Origin of the sequence: Gimesia sp., assembly GCF_040219335.1 — a bacterium.
Taxonomy (GTDB): domain Bacteria; phylum Planctomycetota; class Planctomycetia; order Planctomycetales; family Planctomycetaceae; genus Gimesia.
The window spans coordinates 45,122-66,691 of the sequence record NZ_JAVJSQ010000029.1; the positions used below are offsets into that span (position 1 = coordinate 45,122).

Here is a 21,570-nt window from a genome sequence, read left to right on the forward strand (position 1 = left end):
ATTACCATAAAAAACGCCCCTGATTCCATGGAATTCAGGGGCGTTGATGTTTTGTGGTCAGCGGGTGGAATTATTCAGTGCTGAGCGTAAAGTTGATGATGTTCTCCCCCGGTTTGACCTCTTCAGTCAGAGTGGTTTGCGAATTGTACATGGGAGGAATCGTTTCTTTCGCCGGGGCGCCACTCTCTTCGCCGCCGGATTCTTCAGAGCTGTCGGTCTGGGCCGTGGTGATGCTCACTTTGTGTTGACCGATCTTCGCACCCTTTGTATCGCCCACGTATTCCAGTTCGTAGTTTCCTTCGGCGTCGGTCACTCCCATGGAAGAGCGACCATTTTCAGGGCTGAATACCACCATTACATCGGTCAGCGGTTCACCATTCATGGTGACAGTCCCGGTGACGGTTCCCAGATCGGGCTGGTCAGTCGGGGCACCACCACAGCCGACCAGCGGCAGGCACAGTGCACAAAACAATAAGAACCAGGCTGGTTTACCTGTCGATTTCATTCATCATCTCCTGAGCGCGTTTCGACGACGATTCGCCGTGTAAGTATGGGAAAAAGCAAAGGACGATCTTAGGGCAGGGCTTGTGGAATCTCAACCCAGCGCAGAGAGGTGTAATCCGTAATAAGAGAGAGACAAGCAGCAGCAGCGGCCACTTGTCTCTCAAGAAAACAGAATCACTCTGGATGACTGCGTCGTTTAGAACTCACCGACGACGTTACCGTCATTGATGCCGATCAGATATTCGAACGTACTGTCGGCAGGAATGGTGGCGGCACGGTGATCAATGTTCTCGCTCAGGAAAGCAACGCGACCATCGCCAAACAGGAAGTGCGCTCCACCAACGTGCTTACTGCTGAATGCGATACGACCCTGTCCGGATGAGGCATTCGCATTGATGGGAGCGGCCCCACCACCAAAGATCGAGATCAATCCCTGGTTGGAACTGGAACCAGCAGAACTGATGGCAGGACCAGTGGCGTTGTAGTCACGGGCAGCATACAGAGCACCCGCAAACGCATTATTCGAACCCAGCTTGTAGGCCCGTTCCCCAGCCAGAATCACGTTGCTGCTGCCGTCGGTCAGGTCGCGCATCCGCACGTTACTGTTCCGGTAAAAGGCACCGTTGGCGTAGTTGGTCGGATCGGTACCAGCGTCTTTCTTCAAACCGTATGAGTTGTTGGACGCAATGTAGTTCGTGACGGCCAGACCGTATTCAGATCCACCAGTGGCCATGATCCGGCGGCCGGCTTCGACATGAATCTGTGGGCCGGTATCAGAGGGGCAGCGAAATACGGGCAATGTTTTCTGCATGGAGCCGCGGACCGTGGCATTATTCAGCATGGTCGAAACAGGAACGGTACCAACGTTGAGCTGGTTAAACAGTGGTGCCTGATCGAGATAAGGCAGCAGCAGAGCGTTCCAGGCCCAGTGACCTTCATTGTCGGCGACATGGCCGCCATTGGTGTTCAGGATCTCTTCCACGTAACCCGGGGGAAACATTCCGAAGGTTTCGTGGTAGTTGTGCATGGCCAGCCCGATCTGCTTCAGATTGTTTTTGCAGGTACTGCGGCGGGCTGCTTCGCGAGCCTGCTGTACAGCTGGTAACAGCAGAGCAATTAAAATAGCAATAATAGCGATGACCACCAGCAGTTCGATCAGGGTAAAACCCCGCTGGCAATTTGAGCGACGTGCATTCTTCATTGAGTCGTTCCTGTTTTCTTAACTGTTTATGAGGAAATAATTTGTTCAGCTGGAGCAAGTAAAAAATGATGAGTCCAGAGAAACGCAGTACGTAAAGAGGGACAAAATAGAAAGGCTTCACCAGACCTTGTCCCAATAGAAATCAGACAAGGAGCCCCAGTAAAGCACTCGTATGTAAATACGTTGATTTACCGGAATATTTTTTGAAATATGACAAATATCGCATATTTTGCCGGCTGGAGAAGTGGTCTTTAGTGCATTGTTGGGGTTTGAGCCTTGAAAGATTCCGATCTATATCAAAATTGCCCAATTGATGGGGTAAGTCGCTCTTTATGTGTACGATAGCTTAATAAGGCGACTTTCTTTTTGAATAGCGGGTCGCAAATCAGTATCGTATTATTCAACAATATGAATGAAATCGTTCCGATGGATAATGAACAGCACCCGACTGACATCTCCGACGATTTGCATGTGAAATTTTTGCATGTATTTACCCAGCATCGGAACCAGATCTATTCGTATATTTTTTCTCTGCTGCCTCACAGGGATGACGCTGAGGACGTTTTTCAGCGGACCAGTCTGATCCTCTGGAAGAAGTTCCCCGAATACGATGAGTCGAGCAGTTTTTTTTCCTGGGCCTGTGGCGTCGCCTTTTATGAAGTCAAGAACTTCATCAGGGTGGCACAACGCAAACGACTGCAGTTCCGGGAAGATGTGATTGAACAGCTTGCCGACGAACGGGCCGGGATCCCTCAGCTGAAACTCGATCAGCGAGCCAGCACGCTGCAGGAATGTATCAAGAAATTAAAAGATAAAGACCGGGAACTGATTAATCAGGTCTATCGTGAGCAGACTCCTGTCAAGGAACTGGCGGATGCCGCAGGAGCAGCCATTCAGACGTTATATAACAGGCTGAATCAGATCCGCCGTCAGTTAACTCACTGTATTGAACGCACGTTGTCATATACAGGAGAGGGAAAATGAGCCAGAGCAATCAGCATAACGAAATCCTGTATGAGCTGTTTGGTGCACTGTGCAACGAAAGCATCACGCCCGAGCAGCATCAGCAGCTTGAAGAGATTCTGGCTACCGATGCAGATGCCCGGGAAAAGTACTTCAACTATCTCGATCTGCACCTCAATCTTGATCGTTTGCACGACGAACAGACAGACGAGGAATTTGAATTTCAACCGCATATTTCTCCCGCCAGTCAGACAAATACACTGCCCGGGAATGTCTGGAAAACGTCCCAGGTTCTGTTGCTGATGAGCGCATTGATCTGTGTGACAGTCATCGTCAGTTTCGTCGCTCTGAGTCAGCCACAGGCACCCGCGCTGCTCAGTCAGGTGGGGCCCGCTATTCCTGCTCTGGACGAATCACCGCTCGCGAAAGTCACCCAGACTGCAGCAGTCCGTTTTGCAGAAGGTGCACCGCTGCTGAAAGTTGGTTCGCCAATCGAGGAAGGTCAGGAATACGCGATTTCAGCCGGTCAACTGCAGCTGATTTTTGCCAACGGTGCGGAAGTGATTTTAACAGGCCCTGCCGTCTTTGAGAGCCAGGGCTGCGAGCATCTGGCAGTACGCTACGGTGCCTGTTCGGTTTATGCTCCCGATGGTGCAGAAGGCTTTACCGTCGAAACCCCGCTCTCCAACGTTGTCGATTACGGTACCCGCTTCTCGGTGAATGTTTCAGAAGCAGGTATCACCGACGTGCAGGTGATTGAAGGCGAAACAGATGTCCGACCCGTCAAGCTGGATCCGTCCTGTGATCTGCCCCCCAAGCGACTGACCCGGGGCATGGCGCAGCGGCTGACTACCAACAACGGTCTGGTCGTAGACGAAATTCCCTTCGACAAGAGTCAGTACGTTTCCCAACTGCCCGACCGGATCGTGACCTACACAACGACCAGGGGACCCAGCAACCGCGCGCAGGACCTGAAATGCGTGACTGTGCAGCGTGGCGGAAAACAATACCAATACGAAATAGAAGACCTGATCGGCGTCGAATTGACACACTATACCGGGAAATCTTTCCTGACGCGGAATGACGGTATCGACCCGGCTAAGGACGACAATTCAGAAACACTCCGTCGTCATCTGCTCGATCAGGATCACTGTCTGTTGACAGGCGTTGTCAATCCTGGTGGGGCTACCAACCCTCTGACAACTCCACCAGTGATGAACCCAGTCAACGATCCCAGTCAACCAAATACACCAGGTATGGCAGTCCGTTTCCATCAGCCGATCGTCAACGACGTCGGTCCGGATATCGTGCTGTTCGATCTGCAGGTCATCGTACATAGCACCACCGGCGATGCCTTTTATGTCACGCCGCTCCCCTTTTCCTCAAAACTGAAAACACACAAAGTTGAACAGTTTGATATCGATCTGGCTTCTCCGGAAGCACAGCTGCTTGAGAAATTCTGGCTGCATATTTTCCAGCAGAAGAACAAGAATCAGCAGGATGCAATTCAATCGATCAGCGAACTGGAATCAGCCATCGGCAATGGTGGTAACTGGCATGTGGTCGGCGCGAAAGCTCTGGCTGTAGGCATTGATCTGTCCGACCTGGGAGTCCCGGAAGGCCAGGCTGTCGATGGAATCTTCCTCCAGGATGCCCTCGATAACCAGGACATTGTCGATCCGGTCTTTATTGCCGGGTTCCCTCCGTTGAAACATACCACTGAAAAATAACTGCATTACTGCATAACAATAAATTCGAGTACGTTCAGAAGATAGATACCCTTTTATTTTCAGCGTCGCTAAATGAAAGAGACTAAATTCATGAGACTCCTTGCTGTTAGTCTATTGCTGTTAATCTCGGTCCCTGCGGTCCACGCAGCCGATAAAGCTCAAACTCCGAACGCCGCTGATGCGCATCAGCAGTTGAAGTTCTTCGAGAAAAATGTACGCCCCCTGCTGATTAAACACTGCCTGGAATGCCATGGCGAAAAGAAGCAGAAAGGCGAGCTGCGGCTGGACTCCCTTAAAGCAATGTTGCAGGGGGGAGAGAGCGGTTCCGCTTCGGTCGTGCCCGGAAAGTCGTCCGAAAGTCTGCTGATCGAGGCGATCAAATACGAATCATACGAAATGCCACCCGAGAAGAAGCTCTCTGATAAAGAGATTGCCGTGCTGACTCGCTGGGTGGATGAAGGCGCATTCTGGCCACAGCACGAAGATCATGTTATCAAACAGCGGAAAAACGAAACCTTCTTCACCGAAGAAGACCGCAGCTTCTGGGTCTTCCAGCCGGTCGAGGAGCCCAAGGTTCCCCAGGTGGATCAGGCACAGTGGTCAAAGAACCCGGTCGATGCTTTCGTCTATCGCCGTCTGAAAAAAGAAGGGCTCGCTCCCGCGGATGAAGCGAGCCGGACAGCATTGATTCGGCGTGCCTACTTCGACCTGCTGGGACTGCCTCCCACCGTCGAGCAAATCAACGCTTTTGTGAATGATCCCTCTCCCGATGCCTGGCCACGCCTGATTGATGAGCTGCTGGAAAGCCCGCACTACGGCGAAAAATGGGCCCGTCACTGGCTGGATGTTGTCCGCTATGCGGAATCGGACGGTTTCAACCAGGATGCGTTCCGACCGGAAATCTGGCGTTATCGGGACTATGTCATTGAGTCATTCAATTCAGACAAGCCTTATTCCCGCTTCGTCAAGGAGCAGCTGGCCGGCGATGAAATCGCTCCCGAAGATCCCAATGCTCTGGCAGCCACCGGCTTCCTGAGACACTACCTCTACGAGTACAACCAGCGCGATTCCCGAACCCAGTGGAATGACATTCTGGATAATATCACCGATGCTACCGGGGATGTGTTCCTGGGGGTCAGCATGGGTTGTGCCCGCTGCCACGATCATAAGTTTGATCCGATTCCCAACCAGGACTACTATCGTCTGCGGGCCTTCTTCGCTCCGCTGATGCCCCGCGATGACGTTCCTTTTGCGACTCCACAGGAGCAGGCAGAATACAATCAAAAACTAGAAGTCTGGGAAAAGAAAACCGCTGATATCCGCGCTCAGATTGATGAGCTCACCAAAAGCAAACTGGAGCGAGCGGCTGCGAATCAGATCAAGATGTTCCCGCCCGACCTCCAGGAAATTATGGCTAAGCCGCAAGGAGAGTGGACCGCGCTGGAACACCAGTTGGCCGATCTCATTCAGCGACAGGTCGACATTCAAGAAAGTCGAGCGCTGGCTTCTCTGAAGAAGAGCGACAAGGATGATGGGAAGAAATACAACGAACTGCTCAAGCAACTGGCGGCCTTCGATGATCTGAAGCCCAAACCGCTGCCAACCGGTATGAGTGTTACTGACGCACCTGGTGCACCACCGGTGACCACGATTCCCGATGATCCAAATCATACGCCCATCGATCCCGGATTCCTCTCGCTGCTTAAGCCGGGTGAAGCCGAGATTATGCAGATTTCTACCGCCCCGCATTCTTCAGGGCGACGTACTGCACTGGCGAACTGGATGGTCGATCCCAACAACCGGCTCACAACCCGAGTGATGACCAACCGGGTCTGGCAGTACCATTTCGGTACCGGTCTGGTCGCGACTTCCAACGACTTCGGTCACATGGGAGAAGCGCCGACTCATCCCGAACTGCTCGACTGGCTGACCTCCTATTTCGTCGAGAATAACTGGAGTATCAAGAGCCTGCACCGGTTGATCATGAATTCGAAGACCTACCGTCTGTCGGCCTTTCATCGCAATCCGGGACCGGCTGAGTTGAAAGATCCCCAGAACCGTCTGTACTGGCGGGGAAATATCCGTCGCCTGAATGCGGAAGACATTCGCGATGCGGCACTGCTGATTTCAGGTGAACTGGATACAAAACTGGGTGGTCCCAGTGTCAGTGCCAGCCAGCCGCGACGCAGTGTCTACACCATCATGAAGCGGAATAAGCAGGATGAAGTCCTCGGGGCGTTCGACCTGCCGGGCGGCATTCAGAGTACTGCGAAGCGGGATGTCACCACGACTGCAAACCAGGCCCTGCTGATGCTCAACGGAAAATGGTTCCTGTCGCGTGCCAAAGCCATGGCCCGCACAGTTAAGCCGGAATCATTTAATGATGACCGGGAACTGGTATCGTTCTTGCATCAGAAAACCTACGGCAAGAAACCGGAACCGGCGGAAATTGATCTCATGCTCGGATTCCTCAAGTCACAGGAAAAACGCGTAGCCGCTGCAGCGGAATCTCAACAGCAGAACTACGTTGGTCAGATCACGCAGACCGATGCGGAAGCGGTCAAGCTGGGTAAAGGCTCGACGTTGAATGATCTGCACCTGTCTCCAGCCCACGCGTTGCCCGATGAAGATTTCACAATCGAAGCAACGGTCAAACTGGATTCCATCTATGAGAACGCCGCCGTCAATACGATTGCCTCTCACTGGACCGGTAATAATAAACAGCAGGGCTGGTCGCTGGGAGTCACCAGTCAGAAGTCTGCTTATAAGCCGCGGAATCTGATTCTGCAGTTTGTCGGTAAGAACAAGGAAGGCAAACTGACTTATGAAGTTGTACCTTCCAATCTGCACCTGGAACTCAATAAGCCCTATTACGTGGCCGCGACCGTCGATATTTCAGAGACCGGAGAGTCCGGCATTCACTTCTATGTGAAAGCCCTCGACTCGAAAGAACCTGTGCAGACGGCTGCAGTAAAACATCAGGTCGTCGGCGACTATCGTCCGGGGCATGATTTTATTCTGGGCGGTCGCGAGAAAACCTCCGGCAGTCGCTGGAACGGGATGCTTGACAATGTCCGACTGTCTCGTGCAGCACTGACCCCGGAAGAACTTTTGATTAACAAACCGGAACAGCGACCCGACTCCGTGGTCGGTTTCTGGCAGTTTAATACACAGCAGGGACTGCTGAAAAACAGTCTGGCTGATCGTCTGCATCTGTCTGCTCCCGCTGGTTCGGGAGGCGCCGATGCGCGACAGCAGGCCCTCGTTGACTTGTGTCACGTGATGTTGAACTCTAACGGGTTTCTGTATCTCGATTAAGGATCAAGCAGAAACGCCATCAAACACCCGTGACCATTAAACGCTTTTGCGGAAAGATAATCTCATGAATCAATATCAGGATATCAATACTGTCGTCAATCGTCGTCAGCTCCTCATGCAGGCTGGAGCCGGCTTCGGTGGGATCGCTTTGAACGCCATGCTCGCACAGCAGGCCGAAGCAGCTGCAAAGACGAAACCAAAGAAGCCTACGCAATCCTTTTCACCTCTGTCAGCCAAGCAGACGCACTTCCCGGCAACAGCGAAGAGTGTGATCTTCCTGTTCATGGAAGGGGGCCCGAGCCACATCGACATGTTCGATCCCAAACCGGCACTGCAGAAGCTGGCTGGCAAACCGCTGCCCGACAGTTTCGAGAAGCCGATTACCGCGATGGGTGAAATCAACGCACCGCTGCTGGCTTCCAAACGCAAATGGAAACAGCACGGCGAAGCCGGTACCTGGGTTTCTGACTGGTTGCCGAACATCGCAACCTGCGTAGATGACATCGCTGTCGTACGCGGCTGCTGGACCAACGGGATTAACCACGCCGGTGGTGTCTGCCAGATGAATACCTGTATTCCGCTCGCTGGCCGTCCCTCACTGGGGAGTTGGGTGACTTATGGACTGGGAACCGAAAACGAAAGTCTGCCCGCCTTCGTCGTCATTCAGGACAACAACGGCACGGTGGTCAATGGTCCGCGTAACTGGGGAACGGCTTTCATTCCCGCCGTGTACCAGGGAACCCGCTTGAATACAGGTAAGGAACCTATTTCCAATCTGTATCGTCCCGATGATGTGTTTGTCACTCAGGAGTCTGGCAAACTCGATCTGCTTGCCAGGCTGAATGAGCGGCATGCTGCGTCCCGCAAACAGCAGTCTGAACTGGATGCTCGAATTGAATCCTACGAGCTGGCGTTCCGGATGCAGGCTGCTGCTCCCGAAGCTGTTGACCTGACTCAGGAAACCCAGGCGACCCGGGAAATGTACGGGATGGACGAGAAAGAGACCCAGGTCTACGGCACCAACTGTCTGCTGGCTCGCCGCCTGGTCGAACGAGGCGTCCGCTTCGTGCAGCTCTACAATGGTGCTGGTAGTAAGTGGGATTCACACTCCGGTATTGAAAAACGTCATTCGGCACTCTGTCGCGGCATGGATAAATGTGTTGCCGGCTTGCTGAAAGACCTCAAGCAGCGTGGTCTGCTCGATTCGACTCTCGTCGTCTGGGGCGGAGAATTTGGTCGAACCCCGATGAGTGAAAAAGGGGATGGCCGCGATCATAACCCGACCGGGTTTACCATGTTCATGGCCGGTGGCGGTGTGAAAGGGGGCCAGACGATCGGCGGGACCGACGAACTGGGCCTCTATGCCGTCGAAGACCGGATGCATGTGAAAGACATTCACACCAGCATTTATCACCTGCTCGGTCTGAGTAACATGAAGCTGGAATATCGTCACAAGGGAAGTCCGGAACGCCCCACGCTGAACGAAGGGGAATTCATGGAAAAACTGGTGACAGGCTAGTTGATTGTGTAAGTATATTTAAAATAATACTTTACGAATAGATGAGCGGTTTGCGTGCTGTCAAAGGTCACCAAACCGCTCTTTTTTACATAACCCGGATCTTTTTACCGTTTCTGATTAATCCAACCCGTTTGAAAATCCTCTCTTGCACTTCGGGGTAAAACCGATACCATAATATATAGGCAACTTTTAGTTATTATTAGACTTTGAGCTGCTCATGAGCCCTCCATTTAGACTGCCTGGTTCCGCCGGGTAGCCCTCACCATAAACCTTACCACGAGAGTCTTCTTCTATGATCGGTCGACTTTTCCTGGCGTCTCTGTTTTCTGCATCCGTCTGTCTGACTTCAACTCAGGCCGCTGAGTCTGAGAAAAAAACGGATACGCTCTCCTTTGAGAACGATGTGCGCAAGATCCTCAAAGTCCACTGTTTGCACTGCCATGGCGAAAATGGCGAGATGGAAGGCAGTCTCGATCTCCGTCTCAAGCGGTTCATGGTCAAAGGGGGCGACAGCGGTCCCTCCATCGTGCCGGGCAAGAGTGGCGAGAGTGAACTGATCGCCCGCATCGAAGCCAAAGAGATGCCTCCCGAGGGCAAACACATGCCTGATGAGGAACTCGCGATTCTCAAACAGTGGGTCGATCAAGGCGCGCATACGCTGCGTCCCGAACCGGAAAAAATCGGCGCTGATTATATCGCTCCTGACGACCTGGCTTTCTGGTCATTCCAGCCTGTTAAAAATCCTTCCGTACCACAGGTAAAACAACCCAAACTGGTCCGCCAGCCAATCGATGCGTTCCTGTTGTCCAGACTGGAAGAAAAAGATCTGACCTTTACGGCGGAAGCAGCCAAAGCATCGCTGGCACGACGTGCGTTTTACGATCTGATTGGCCTGCCTCCCACTCCGGAAGAACTGAAGCAGTTTCTGGATGATAAGAGTCCGGACGCCTATGAAAAACTGATCGACCGTCTGCTCGCTTCGCCGCATTACGGAGAACGCTGGGGACGTCACTGGCTGGATGTCGCCGGGTATGCTGACTCCGAAGGCTACAACAATAAAGACCAGGAACGCCCCTGGGCCTTCCGTTACCGTGATTACGTCATCAAGTCGTTCAACGAAGATAAGCCTTACGATCAGTTCCTGCAGGAACAGCTGGCCGGCGATGAAATGGTCAAGCCGCCTTATCACAAGTTGAGTCCGGAAGACATGCAGAAGCTGGTTGCCACCGGTTTTCTGCGTATGGCCCCGGATGGGACCGGCAGTAACCCTGCTGAAAAGGAAGTCGCGAAAAACCAGGTTGTGACAGACACCGTGGATATTGTGTCGTCTTCCATCCTGGGAATGACCGTCGCGTGTGCCCAGTGTCACGATCACAAATACGATCCAATTCCACAAAACGATTACTATCGTTTCCGTGCCATTTTCGAACCGGCTCTGGACTGGAAAAACTGGCGGACCCCAGCCGGACGTCGGATTTCGATCATGTCGGACGCTGATCGCCAGAAAGCGAACGAACTGGAAAAAGAAGCTCAGAAAGTCCTCGCGGAACGTACCGAACTGGTTAACAAGTTTATCGACCGTACTCTCGAGCGTGAACTGCTGGAGGTGCCTGAAGAGAAGCGGGAAGCCGCCCGCAAAGCTTATAAAACGGCGGGTAAAGAACGGACCAAGGAACAGGTGGCCCTGCTGAAGGACTATCCCCGTATTAACCGTCTCTCTGCAGGTTCGTTGTATCTCTACGACCGGACTCTGTATGAGCAGTCCAGCAAAGCGACTCAGAAATCCAAGGAACTGGCTCGCGATCTGGTCGAAAAAGTCAAAACAGAAACGCTGGCCAAAATTCCGGAAGACCGCAAAGCACTGGCTTTAGCTGCACAGAAAGCCGACGCGAAAAAACGGACGGAAGAAGAGAAGAAAATTATCGAAGAGTTTCCAGGTCTCCTGGTTTCGACAACCAATCTGAAGGAATTTGATCCTGAAGGAGCTGCGCAGGTGCAGCACTTCAAAGATGAAGCCAAGCGGTTTAATGAACTGAAAACCACGGCGATCCTCAAGGAATACAGTGACAAAGCGGCTAAGATCCGTGAGAAAAAACCGCAGGAAGAATTCATTCGTGTCCTGACTGAAGTCCCGGGGAAAGTGCCAAAAACCTTCTTCTTCAATCGGGGTGACTTCGAACAACCCAAACATGAACTGGAACCTGCAGGCCTGTCGGTCGTCAAAACCAGTCTGAACCAGCAGGTTGAAATTCCAACGCAGAATAAAGACATCCCCACAACGGGACGTCGTCTGGCCTACGCGAAGTACATCACCAACGGCGAGCATCCGCTGACGGCCCGTGTGTTTGTGAACCGTCTCTGGCTGCATCACTTCGGGAAAGGGATCGTGGCTTCGCCAACCGACTTCGGCAAGCTGGGCATTCCGCCGACCCACAGTGAACTGCTGGACTGGCTGGCTCACGACTTTGTTTCCAACGGTTGGAAAATCAAACGTCTGCACAAGATGATGATGACCTCTACCGCTTACATGCAGAGTTCACAACGATCCGACGAATATGATGTCGTCGATCCAGACAACCTGCTCTACGGCCATATGCCGGTTCGTCGTCTCGAAGCGGAAACGATTCGCGATTCCATCATCGCCGTGACAGGTAAACTGAAGAACGACCTGTATGGTACTCCGGTTCCCGTCAAAGAAGACGAAGTCGGCCAGATCGTGGTTGGGATCTCCAATGTCGATTCCGCCGGTCGCCAGGGTAAGAATATCAAAATGGACGATCGCCAGTTCCGCCGCAGTATCTATGTTGCGGTCAGCCGCAGTAAACCGCTGGCTGTGTTGGATATGTTCGATGCTCCCAAGATGGAGCCCAACTGTGAAAAACGTTCCTCCTCCACCGTGGCTCCACAGTCACTGTTAATGATGAACAGTGGTTTCATGGTGGAACATGCCGAGTACTTCGCAGAACGTCTGCAGAAAGAACGGGCCGGCAACAAAGCGGAACAGGTCAAACTGGCCTGGATGCTGGCCTACGGTAAAGAGCCGACGGCCGAAGAAGTTAAACAGTCGATTGCGTTCATTGATTCACAGATTCCTCAGTTTGATAAGAAAAACAGTGCAGGCAAAACTCCGGAACAGCTGGCACTGGCAACCTTCTGCCAGGCCCTGCTCAGCAGTAACGGATTCCTGTATGTCGACTGACGCGGGGCGCTGAATTTCAGCTGCACGCCTTTTATGTCTCACATGTTTTAAAACTTCAGATACTCGAATGGTATCGCACTATGCATAAACAAGCCCCCCTGACAGCCCCGCATTCACGCCGTCACTTTCTGGCCTCCAGTTCCATGGGCATTGGTTCGGTCGCCCTGTCCTGGTTGCTCAATCATGAGCAGGCCCAGGCGAAGAATCCCGTGGCCCGGCCGGAACTGGAAAAGAAAGTCTTTGACCTCAAGGTCAAACCGACGCATCATCCAGCCCGCGCCAAGTCGATGATTTCCATGTTCATGCAGGGCGGTCCCAGTCACCTGGACATGTTCGACCCCAAACCGATGCTGCAGAAGTACGACGGCAAAAAGTTTCCCGGCGATATCAAATACGACAATGCCGCCCAGGCCAGTTCCAAAGTGCTGGGCACCCCCTGGAAATTCAGGAAGCACGGCGAATGCGGCATGGAGCTCTCCGAGCTGGTGCCCGGTCTGGGAGAAGTCGTCGATGACATCGTGCTGATGCGTTCGATGCACACCGGCGTCAACAATCACGGACAGTCGATCTACGCCATGCACAGTGGTCGCATTCTGCCCGGTCGCCCGACACTGGGGAGCTGGTTGACATATGGTCTGGGATCAGAATCCGAAAACCTGCCCGCTTATATCGCCATGGTCGATCCCGGCGGCGCACCCGTTTTGGGCGTTGATAACTGGACCAATGGCTGGCTGCCCTCGTTGTACCAGGGCACGGTCATTCGTCCGAAAGAACCACGTATTCTGAACCTGAATGCACCGCCGCACCTGAGTGGTAAAGCCCAGGAAAAATATCTCGACTTCCTCGGTCAATTGAACCAGCGGCACCTGAGCCAGCATCCTCGCGAAGACGATCTTTCAGCTCGTATCGCCAGCTATGAACTGGCAGCCAAGATGCAGACCGCAGCCACCGAGGCACTCGACCTGAGCCAGGAAACACTGGCCACCCAGAAGATGTACGGCATTGACGTGCCGGAATCAGCCGAGTTCGGCAAACGCTGCCTGATTGCCCGCCGCCTGATTGAACGTGGTGTTCGCTTCGTGCAGATCATGACGGGGAACCAGCACTGGGATCACCATACCAGCATGCGGACTTCACTGCCGCGAACCTGTAAGCGGGTGGATGTGCCTTCCGCAGGTCTGGTCAAAGACCTCAAACAACGCGGTCTGCTGGATGAAACCCTGGTCCACTGGGGTGGTGAAATGGGTCGTCTCCCCGTGATCCAGAACGATGCCGGAGTTGCCAAGCAGGGCCGCGATCATAACACCTATGGCTTCACTCAGTGGATGGCCGGCGGTGGCCTGAAGAGCGGTATGACGTATGGCGAGACCGACGACTTTGGTCACCATGCCATCAAAGACAAAGTCAGTCACAGCGACTATCACGCTACTCTGATGCATCTGTTTGGTCTCGATGCTGAGCAGTTGACCTTCACCCGCAACGGGGCAGAGCAGACGCTGATTGATGGTCAGCCCAGCCGCATCGTACATGACATCATTGCTTAATGGCAGATGCACTGACGACAACTGAGAATCAATGAAAAACGCCCTGCTGTAATGCAGGGCGTTTTTTGTTTGCTCGATCGAAGCGGATTCGCTTACTTGACGGGAACCGCGATCATATCCATCAGCAGGATCCGGTTCGGAATGCCCACGCTTTTGATGGTCGCCTTGGAGGCTGCCGGGGGCCGTTTCGGATTGTAGTATTCCTGGCGGATCTTACCGAAGTCGCCACTGATTTCGTTGTCGGAAACATAGTAGGTCGCTTTGGCCAGGTGCTCCATATCGCTGCCTGCTTCCGTCACAATCGCTTTCAGCTGGTCGAAGGCGCTGTGGATCCGCGTACTGTAATTCCCCGGCTCTTTAGAAGTGATTCCCGAAACATAGATCCGGTCACTCACCTCGGCAATCGCGACGCGACTGTAGACGGGGGACGCTTTCATCCCGGTCGGCGTCTTGTAGGCGATGGTCTCCGCAGGACGGGAGGCTGGTGCCGGCTCAGGTAATGCGACAATCATTTCGATCTCGACCGGCAGGGTGGAAAACCATTCCACCAGCGAGACCGGCGGGCGGCGTTTCTCGGGGAAGAAACTGTCAATCACCTCTGCGGAACTCTCTCCCTGTTTCATCGGGGTAAGAAACGCTTTGAGGTGCACGATGTTTTCGGGAGAGCCACCCAGGAACTTCAGTGTCTGGTGAAGTTCTTCCATGGTCTTTTTTGTGGCTTCTTCCAGTGTGTCCGCTTTGACGGCCTGACCGGAAATGTAGGCGGTCCGTCCTGCGGGTAACAGGGCGACACGGAACCCGGAGACATTGTCGTTGTAGATCTCAGTCTTCGCAATCTTTTTGTCTGAGTCGAGTGCCGCCACCACATCCATGGCCACCAGGGCCTTGGGATCTGCGAGTTTGGTCACCACGAAAGTACAGGCGGGCTGAACTTTGAATTTCAGTTCTTTGACCAGTCGCTGTTTGACTTCAGAGACCAGTTCCTCGCGGGCCACATAGACGTTGAGTTTCACAATGCGATACAGGGTGGCATCGACTTTGCCCAGCAGGTAATCCAGATTCTGCAGTACCATCGCAGTCTGATCTCCCGCATTTCCTGCCACGACCTGTCCCCCATTGAAATTGATCGGCAGGATCTGAGAAGTGTGTGCGAGCACACTGTTTTTGACGACAGCACACTGCGAGGTTCCTGTCTCAGCGGACGGATTCAGGTAGGCCACCTCGGCCGAGGCCGATCCGGTCAGAGCCAGCAGTGCAACGGCTGTTAGTAGATTCGTCAGGGATTTCATGAGTGAGTTCACCATTAAAAAGAATCGAACGTAAATACTCCCCGGGCACATTGCCCGGGGAAGTGTTGGGTCATTTCAAACGCCAGAATTCATCGAAGAAGTTGGCATCAACCACTTTTCCGGGATACTGACTGCCAGCCGGAGTGCGTAAATCGATGATTGCCCAGTCGGGCAGCATCGGCACCTGGCGGGCATTATTCAGATAGGCATACTCGCGATAAGTAAACCCGCTGTTGAGAACTACGTATTTCTCTGGATTCAGTGGGTTAGGGAAGATCAACACGGGAGCGTGATGGTCGGCAGCATACTGCTTATTGCCTACAACGATCATCTCCTGGTTCCACTGGATCGGCAGCTTGTCGATGATTTTCTTCAGGATCTGATTGCTCTGCGGGTCGCCCCAGAGTACCAGATTGCTCGCAGCGATTTCCTTGTCCGTGATCTGTGAGTCCTGCATCACGCGGGCATCACCGCGGAACTGCTGACGCCAGTGTACGATCGCATGTTTCATTTCTGACTGGACCCACTTCTCAACCGTAGGTGAGGCAGATTTGCCGGACGGAGAGACAAAGATGAACGAATCCATAAAGGCATCGTCGATAGGACCCTGCAGATTATGTTTTTTGACGAGTTGCCCCTTGGCATATTCAGCAGGGCCGACCTGCCAGCCAGCATCGGCTTTATGAAACGAGACCTGCCAGGAACGGTCTGAGAGCGGGCGAGGGGCTTTCAGTTCCGCACCGTCTACTTTGACTGTGACGGGATGCGTCATGTCCAGTGGTGCTTCGCCGGGAGCCATCTTCAATGTGAAAGCAGTGACATTCTGTGTTTTGACCTCCACCCGGTTGCCTCCCGGCAGGCGGGCATCAATACGGCCCTGGGTCCATTCTTCGCCCATCGCATCCAGAGTCACCCAGTCCATCTGATTGTATTTGAGGGTATAGGTGACCAGGTGAATGGTGGAAGGCACCCGCTGTCGCCCTACGCGAGCCAGGGAATCCATTTTCTCTTCGATGATTACCTTGGAGTCGGGATGAATCCGGTGTGCGGTTTCCGGACCGATGATGTGGACCATGTCGATGCCTACTTTGGCGAGTGCTTCCTCCATCACATCGGCTGCCTGCTTTTGTTTATCGATTTCACCACTGTAGGCGACCGTCGGACATTGAAACAGGTTCAAGGCATACCCGGGGCAGTCGTAGAGTTGCCAGAGTTTTTCCTCGTACCAGGTCGGCTTCAGCTCTTCGTTCTGGAAGACATCCAGGAAGAGCGGGGTTTCGGAGAAGCCTGCTCCCGGATTTGCGGCAAACCAGCGGTCAGCATAATGGACGGCAAACTGCCAGCAGGCAGCGCCCCCCATCGAGAATCCACGGACTGCGACGCGATCATCGTCGATGCGGTAATTCTGTTTTGTTGATTCCAGTGCTTCCAGGACATCGACTTCGCCGGCGAATTTAAACGCATTCGAGTAGCGGCCGTAAGGGTGCAGAACGATCGTGTCGGTCGGCGTGTACTGCCCGCGAGAACGCTGTGCCTGGTTAATGAAATTAACTTCACTCAACCGTTCACCCCGTCCGTGGAACCAGAGGTCACAGCGGTACTGGCTCTTACCCGAGAAGGTATAGCTCTCGGGAATGACCAGGCCGTAAGGTTGAACCGTCTGATCGATTTTCGAGATATAGCCGCGGACGACCAGGCCGGTCTGTTTTGTCCAGGGGGCTTCCCCTTTCAGCAGCTGGTCGGCTCGCTCCTGTCCCTGTTCGAGCAGCTTCGAGCCCACTCCGATTTCCCGTTCGTGGAAAAACTCCTGGTATTCCAGGGCACAACGCACGGCCCGATGGTAGATTTCGACATCGGGGATCAGGGAACGAATGCGGGCATCCTTAGTCTGTTTAAGCTGATCGATTGACGATTTGAGTTTCGCCAGCCCCTCTTCCAGTTGCGCACGCTGTTTCTCTGGTACTTCGACACCCAATGCGGGGATGCGGCGGACCTGGTCGGGCAGATTATCCTTCGGGCCATCCGCGTACAGCAGGCTGGAAGACCAGCAGGCCGCCAGGATGAGTGGGATTGTATTTTTGACAAGATATTTTTGTGGTAATTTCATAGGATGAATCTCGCAGGAACCAGGAATGATGTAACTTCTTAAACAGTGGTCACTAAGCTTGGTATCCATATCATGTCTGAATCCGCCTCGTTTGAAAACTCCTGCAGTCCAGATTATCCCTGATCGGGTAAAGAGGCGAAATCGCTCACAATTGGCATGGACCCTCTAAAAACTGTCTGTTAGAACACCGGCCAGAGCCTGCCCCGGCTGTAAGAATTTAGTTTTCCAGGAAGCTGAGTTCACTCAACAAATCTGAAATGGAGTTCAGAAATGCTCACCCGGATTTTGGTCGTAATGTTGTGTCTGATTGGAATGTCTGATCTGTGCTTAGCCGATGGTTTCGTTCCAGGTCGTAAGTATTTTGTGAAAAATACCTATACGCCGCGTCCTGTAAAAACGAAATCCCTGGAAGAACTGCCTTTCAAAGTCGAGGCAGAGGATTTGACTATCCACGTGACACTTGAGGATCAATGTTTCATCAGGCTCAAAGGCAATGCTCGGCTGCTCTGTGGTCAGACTCGGTATGCTGCAGATCAGATCGAGGTTTCTTATGGAAGTCCAGATGATCTCTGGATCCAGATGCAGGGGCATGTGGAGATTGAAATTGCACAGGAACAGCTGCGAATGACCGCTCAGCAAGCGATCCTGGATAAAGGACGACGCTTTCTCAGGCTGCAGTCCCGTCAGGGAGAAGAAGTAACACTTTCGACGACCCAGGGGACACAAACTACTCAGATTCGTGCGGGTTACATCGACCTGTTTTATAAAAACCTGGATACCCTGCTGATTCATCCCACAGATCACGTCACGATGAAAGTGCTGCCAGCAATGCATGCACAGCGGATCGAGGTTACCGGAGGGCAGTCAAATCCGTTTGATTTCTTCAGTGGGATCGAACTGGCTGCGATCAAATTCTATTCAGAGGAATGGGTAGCCACAGCTCGAAAGCCTTAGCACTATCTGGTTTAAGTTCATTCTGTGTATCAGAAAATGTATCCAGCAAGCTGAAACGGAGTTCAGAAATGGTGTCTCGAATTTTCGCGATTCTGGTATGCCTGGCCGGGCTGCAGGTGATCTGTTCTGCTGAGGATAATCCACGTCAGGAGAAAGCGGATCATGAAAAAGTGAGCGAGACCGGCGATCAGACACTGGAGTTTTGTCCATTCGTTTTACAGGGAGAGGATCTGAAGGTCCGTCTGCGTAGTAAGGGGCGACGCAACGTCGCCATTACTGGTAAAGCTCGTCTGGTGTGTGGAAATACGCGTTTCATTGCTCAATCCATTGAAGCTTCCTGGAAAAATTCGGGTGAGATGTATTTCAATCTGTGGGGAAATGTCGAAATTCAGAACATCTCCGGTCAACTGCGGATGTATGCACCGCAGGCAGCTCTGTTTCATGATCAGGATGGCACACATCTGGTCCTGCAAAACCTGCGACAGGGGACTGTCACTCTGCTCAGCACTGCCGATCAGAAAACCACGGAGCTTGTTGCGGTCAAGATCAACGTCTGTTCCAGAGACTCAAAAACGTTTCGAGTTGTGCCCACTGATCTGGTGAGTTTTGATGAACGCGATAGACGTCTGACTGATCAAATTCGATTCGAAGCTTCAGCTCCCAGTGAATACGATATTTTTAATCAAATCTCAAAGATAGAGTTCGAGATTCCGCCTCGCCGGTCAGCGTCCGCTCAAAGCCAGAAGATATCGAAAACTGAATTCCTGCAACTGCTTAAGTAGGTTTCCCGCGGTTTGAGCACGAATCTGCCTGCGCTCGACAGGGCGAAAAATCCCTCTTGACCTGTTTTTCACAATGCCATAAGCTCCCGATCCACATTAATCTCTCTCAAAATCAAATCTCAATTTCTCTTCAGGTTTTCTACTTTGTCGATTCCGGCACTGTCTGATTCCTCAGGTTCATTTCAGTAATTTTACTGATGCAGGGACAGGTTCTCGCGAACGGTCCGTCTGCCTGTTGATCAACGTCCGTCCGGCTTCGGTTAAGGTGGGGAACACACATTCTGAAAAGACTGTATTCTCACAAACGGGGTCGTGCTGTGAAGAACTTTGTCAATCCGTTCATCGTGCTGATCACACTGGCGTTTTCATTCGCCGGATGTCAGGAACTCGATTTGAAGCCACAAAGCTGGCTGAAAAATGTCAACATGCGGTCGCAAAGCCCGGATGAAGATGAGGAGGAAGACTTCTCCGAGCTGGAAAAATTCGAGACAAAGGTCGAAACGCCCTTTGTGGGAGATTACACACAGATTACCGGGAAGAACCTGATCGCCCTGCAGGGGGTCGGCCTGGTGACCGGCCTCAAAGGGACCGGTGGTAATCCACCTCCGTCCGTGCACCGCGAAGCACTGCTGCGTGAGATGCGCCGCCGGAATGTCAAAAACCCGAACATGATTTTACGCAGCCCGTCTACCGCGCTGGTCATCGTGAAAGCCTATCTGCCTCCGCTGATTCGCAAAGGGGAGAGCTTCGACGTGGAAGTCTACCTGCCTGGTAACAGTGAAGCGACCAGCCTGGAAGGGGGCTGGTTGATGGAAGCATACCTGGCTGAACAGGCAATGATTCAGGGACGCGGTCTGCTCAAAGGTCATATCCTGGCGAAAGCCAAAGGTCCGATTCTGATTCCGCCGATGGGCGAGGATGTCGAAGTTGCCAACGGAATGCTCCGCCGTGGTCGTATTCTGGCCGGTGGGATCTCCACCGCGGACGACCGGGATCTGGCACTGTACCTGCGGAACGATTTCAAGAGTATTCGTAACGCGCAGCGTATCGCCAACAAGATCGGCACACGATTCCATCATTATGATCAATACGGAATCGAAGAGCCTTTAGCCGAAGCCAAGACTGACAAGAAAGTAGTACTGAAACTCAAGCCACGCTACAAACACAACGATTCACGTTATCTGCAGGTCGTGCGGTATATCGCCTTCCGGGAAACCGATGTGGCGCAACGCGTACGCATGCAGAAGCTGAGTGAAGAAATTATGATCCCCGAGAAAGCGGAACGGGCTTCCATTCAACTGGAGGCCATCGGTAAGAAATCGATTCCGATTCTCAAGATGGCTTTGAAGAGTCCGTTGCTCGAAGTCCGCTTCCACGCTGCGGTCGCGCTGGCTTACCTGGGAGAAGGAGCGGGTCTGAAGCATCTGGCTGAAGCCGCCCGCGAGGAACCTGCGTTCCGCGTCTATGCCCTGGCTGCGATGTCGGCGATTGACGAGCCGGAGGCGCACCTCTACCTGCGGGATCTGATGTGCATGACCAGTGCCGAAACCCGTTACGGGGCGTTCCGGGCACTCTGGACCCTGGATAAAAATGATCCCTTCATTCGTGGTGAAGACATGAATGGTCAGTTTCTGCTGCATGTTCTGCAGACGGAACTGGAGCAGGGAACCAGTCACGATCCCAATCAGAAAGAGGGCAGCAATGCCCGTAATGGCGGGCCGATGATTCATATCACGCACCGGAAACATCCGGAAGTAGTCCTGTTTGGTTCTGAGCAGGAGTTCCGGGTTCCCATGGCAGTGCGTGCCGGGGAAGTGCTGGTGACCGGGGCTGCCGGCAGTGAGGAAGTGATTGTCAGTAAATACGAAGTCGGCGAACCCGACCAGCGAAAGAAAGTCTCACGGAACATCGCCGTTGTGATACGCACCGCTGTGGAGATGGGAGCCAGCTATCCCGATATCGCCGCCATGATCCTGCAGGCACACCGCCAGGGGAACATTGACGCACAGGTTGAAATCGACGCACTGCCGGAAGGGGGCCGGATGTACTTCCGACCCGAACCGGAAGATTCACTGATGGCTCTGAAATCGGGCGAAATGAAATCTACAAAGCCAAAACGTCGTAAAGGTTCACGCGTTGGCAACGAAAACATGGTCCCCAATATCTTCCACGATGGTGCTCCTCAGTCGAAACGTTCCAAAAAATCGGAATATGAAGAGGAAATGCGGGAACGGGCAGAGGCAGAAGGTGATTCAGACAACAAAGGTGAAGCCAGTCTGTCTGATACACGGAAGCCGAAAGCCAGTCCCACGGATGAGGAAGGGAAATTCGTGAAGCGGGGTGCCTTCGATAGCTGGTTACGTTACTTCAAAAAATAATCCGGCAAGGACGGTCAGGCACCTTGATTGCGATCATCGTACCTGACTCCCTGCTCATTAAGACGTCTGTTGTTTAATTTCC

At 53.0% G+C, this 21,570-nt stretch carries 13 protein-coding genes; 9 read left to right on the forward strand and 4 right to left on the reverse strand.

What is annotated here, in order from left to right; translation table 11 throughout:
• Positions 1-70: 70 nt before the first annotated feature.
• Entirely contained in the window at positions 71-505 is a 435-nt protein-coding gene (locus tag RID21_RS22110; RefSeq protein WP_350192672.1) for a transthyretin-like family protein, read from the reverse strand.
• A gap of 195 nt (positions 506-700) precedes the next feature.
• Entirely contained in the window at positions 701-1,705 is a 1,005-nt protein-coding gene (locus tag RID21_RS22115) for a DUF1559 domain-containing protein (protein ID WP_350192674.1), read from the reverse strand.
• A 426-nt stretch (positions 1,706-2,131) separates the two neighbouring features.
• On the opposite strand from RID21_RS22115, the gene RID21_RS22120 reads away from it, so the two are divergent.
• The 6 genes from RID21_RS22120 to RID21_RS22145 all read left to right on the forward strand — a co-directional run bounded on the left by RID21_RS22120 (position 2,132) and on the right by RID21_RS22145 (position 13,978).
• Entirely contained in the window at positions 2,132-2,689 is a 558-nt protein-coding gene (locus RID21_RS22120; RefSeq protein WP_187782046.1) for a sigma-70 family RNA polymerase sigma factor, read from the forward strand.
• Positions 2,686-4,398 carry a FecR family protein gene (locus RID21_RS22125; protein ID WP_350192676.1) on the forward strand — a complete coding sequence of 571 codons (1,713 nt, stop codon included), beginning with the start codon at positions 2,686-2,688 and terminating at the stop codon, positions 4,396-4,398. Before RID21_RS22120 ends, RID21_RS22125 begins: the two co-directional genes overlap by 4 nt.
• Positions 4,399-4,488: 90 nt before the next feature.
• Entirely contained in the window at positions 4,489-7,716 is a 3,228-nt protein-coding gene (locus tag RID21_RS22130; RefSeq protein ID WP_350192678.1) for a DUF1549 domain-containing protein, read from the forward strand.
• 64 nt (positions 7,717-7,780) lie between these two features.
• On the forward strand, positions 7,781-9,235 hold the full coding sequence (locus tag RID21_RS22135) for a DUF1501 domain-containing protein (RefSeq protein WP_350192680.1): 1,455 nt from the start codon (positions 7,781-7,783) through the stop codon (positions 9,233-9,235).
• A gap of 292 nt (positions 9,236-9,527) precedes the next feature.
• Positions 9,528-12,434 (forward strand): PSD1 and planctomycete cytochrome C domain-containing protein, encoded by a 2,907-nt coding sequence (locus RID21_RS22140; RefSeq protein ID WP_350192682.1) that lies wholly within the window; start codon positions 9,528-9,530, stop codon positions 12,432-12,434.
• A gap of 80 nt (positions 12,435-12,514) precedes the next feature.
• Complete coding sequence (locus RID21_RS22145; protein WP_350192684.1) at positions 12,515-13,978, forward strand: DUF1501 domain-containing protein; 1,464 nt, start codon at positions 12,515-12,517, stop codon at positions 13,976-13,978.
• A 92-nt stretch (positions 13,979-14,070) separates the two neighbouring features.
• Here the strand turns inward: RID21_RS22145 and RID21_RS22150 are convergent, their stop codons facing one another.
• Both RID21_RS22150 and RID21_RS22155 read right to left on the reverse strand, forming a co-directional pair.
• A complete protein-coding gene (locus RID21_RS22150) occupies positions 14,071-15,267 on the reverse strand; it encodes a RidA family protein (protein ID WP_350192686.1) in 1,197 nt (398 codons plus the stop codon).
• A 70-nt stretch (positions 15,268-15,337) separates the two neighbouring features.
• Positions 15,338-17,374: a prolyl oligopeptidase family serine peptidase gene (locus RID21_RS22155; protein WP_350192688.1), complete on the reverse strand. Its 2,037-nt coding sequence runs from the start codon at positions 17,372-17,374 to the stop codon at positions 15,338-15,340.
• A gap of 270 nt (positions 17,375-17,644) precedes the next feature.
• Here RID21_RS22155 and RID21_RS22160 point away from each other — a divergent pair, with 270 nt between their 5' ends.
• The 3 genes from RID21_RS22160 to RID21_RS22170 all read left to right on the forward strand — a co-directional run bounded on the left by RID21_RS22160 (position 17,645) and on the right by RID21_RS22170 (position 21,488).
• Positions 17,645-18,328 carry a hypothetical protein gene (locus tag RID21_RS22160; protein WP_350192690.1) on the forward strand — a complete coding sequence of 228 codons (684 nt, stop codon included), beginning with the start codon at positions 17,645-17,647 and terminating at the stop codon, positions 18,326-18,328.
• Between the two features lie 68 nt (positions 18,329-18,396).
• Positions 18,397-19,110, forward strand: coding sequence for an LptA/OstA family protein (locus RID21_RS22165; RefSeq protein ID WP_350192692.1), 714 nt, complete (start codon positions 18,397-18,399; stop codon positions 19,108-19,110).
• A 317-nt stretch (positions 19,111-19,427) separates the two neighbouring features.
• Positions 19,428-21,488 (forward strand): flagellar basal body P-ring protein FlgI, encoded by a 2,061-nt coding sequence (locus tag RID21_RS22170; protein ID WP_350192694.1) that lies wholly within the window; start codon positions 19,428-19,430, stop codon positions 21,486-21,488.
• The last annotated feature ends 82 nt before the right edge of the window (positions 21,489-21,570 follow it).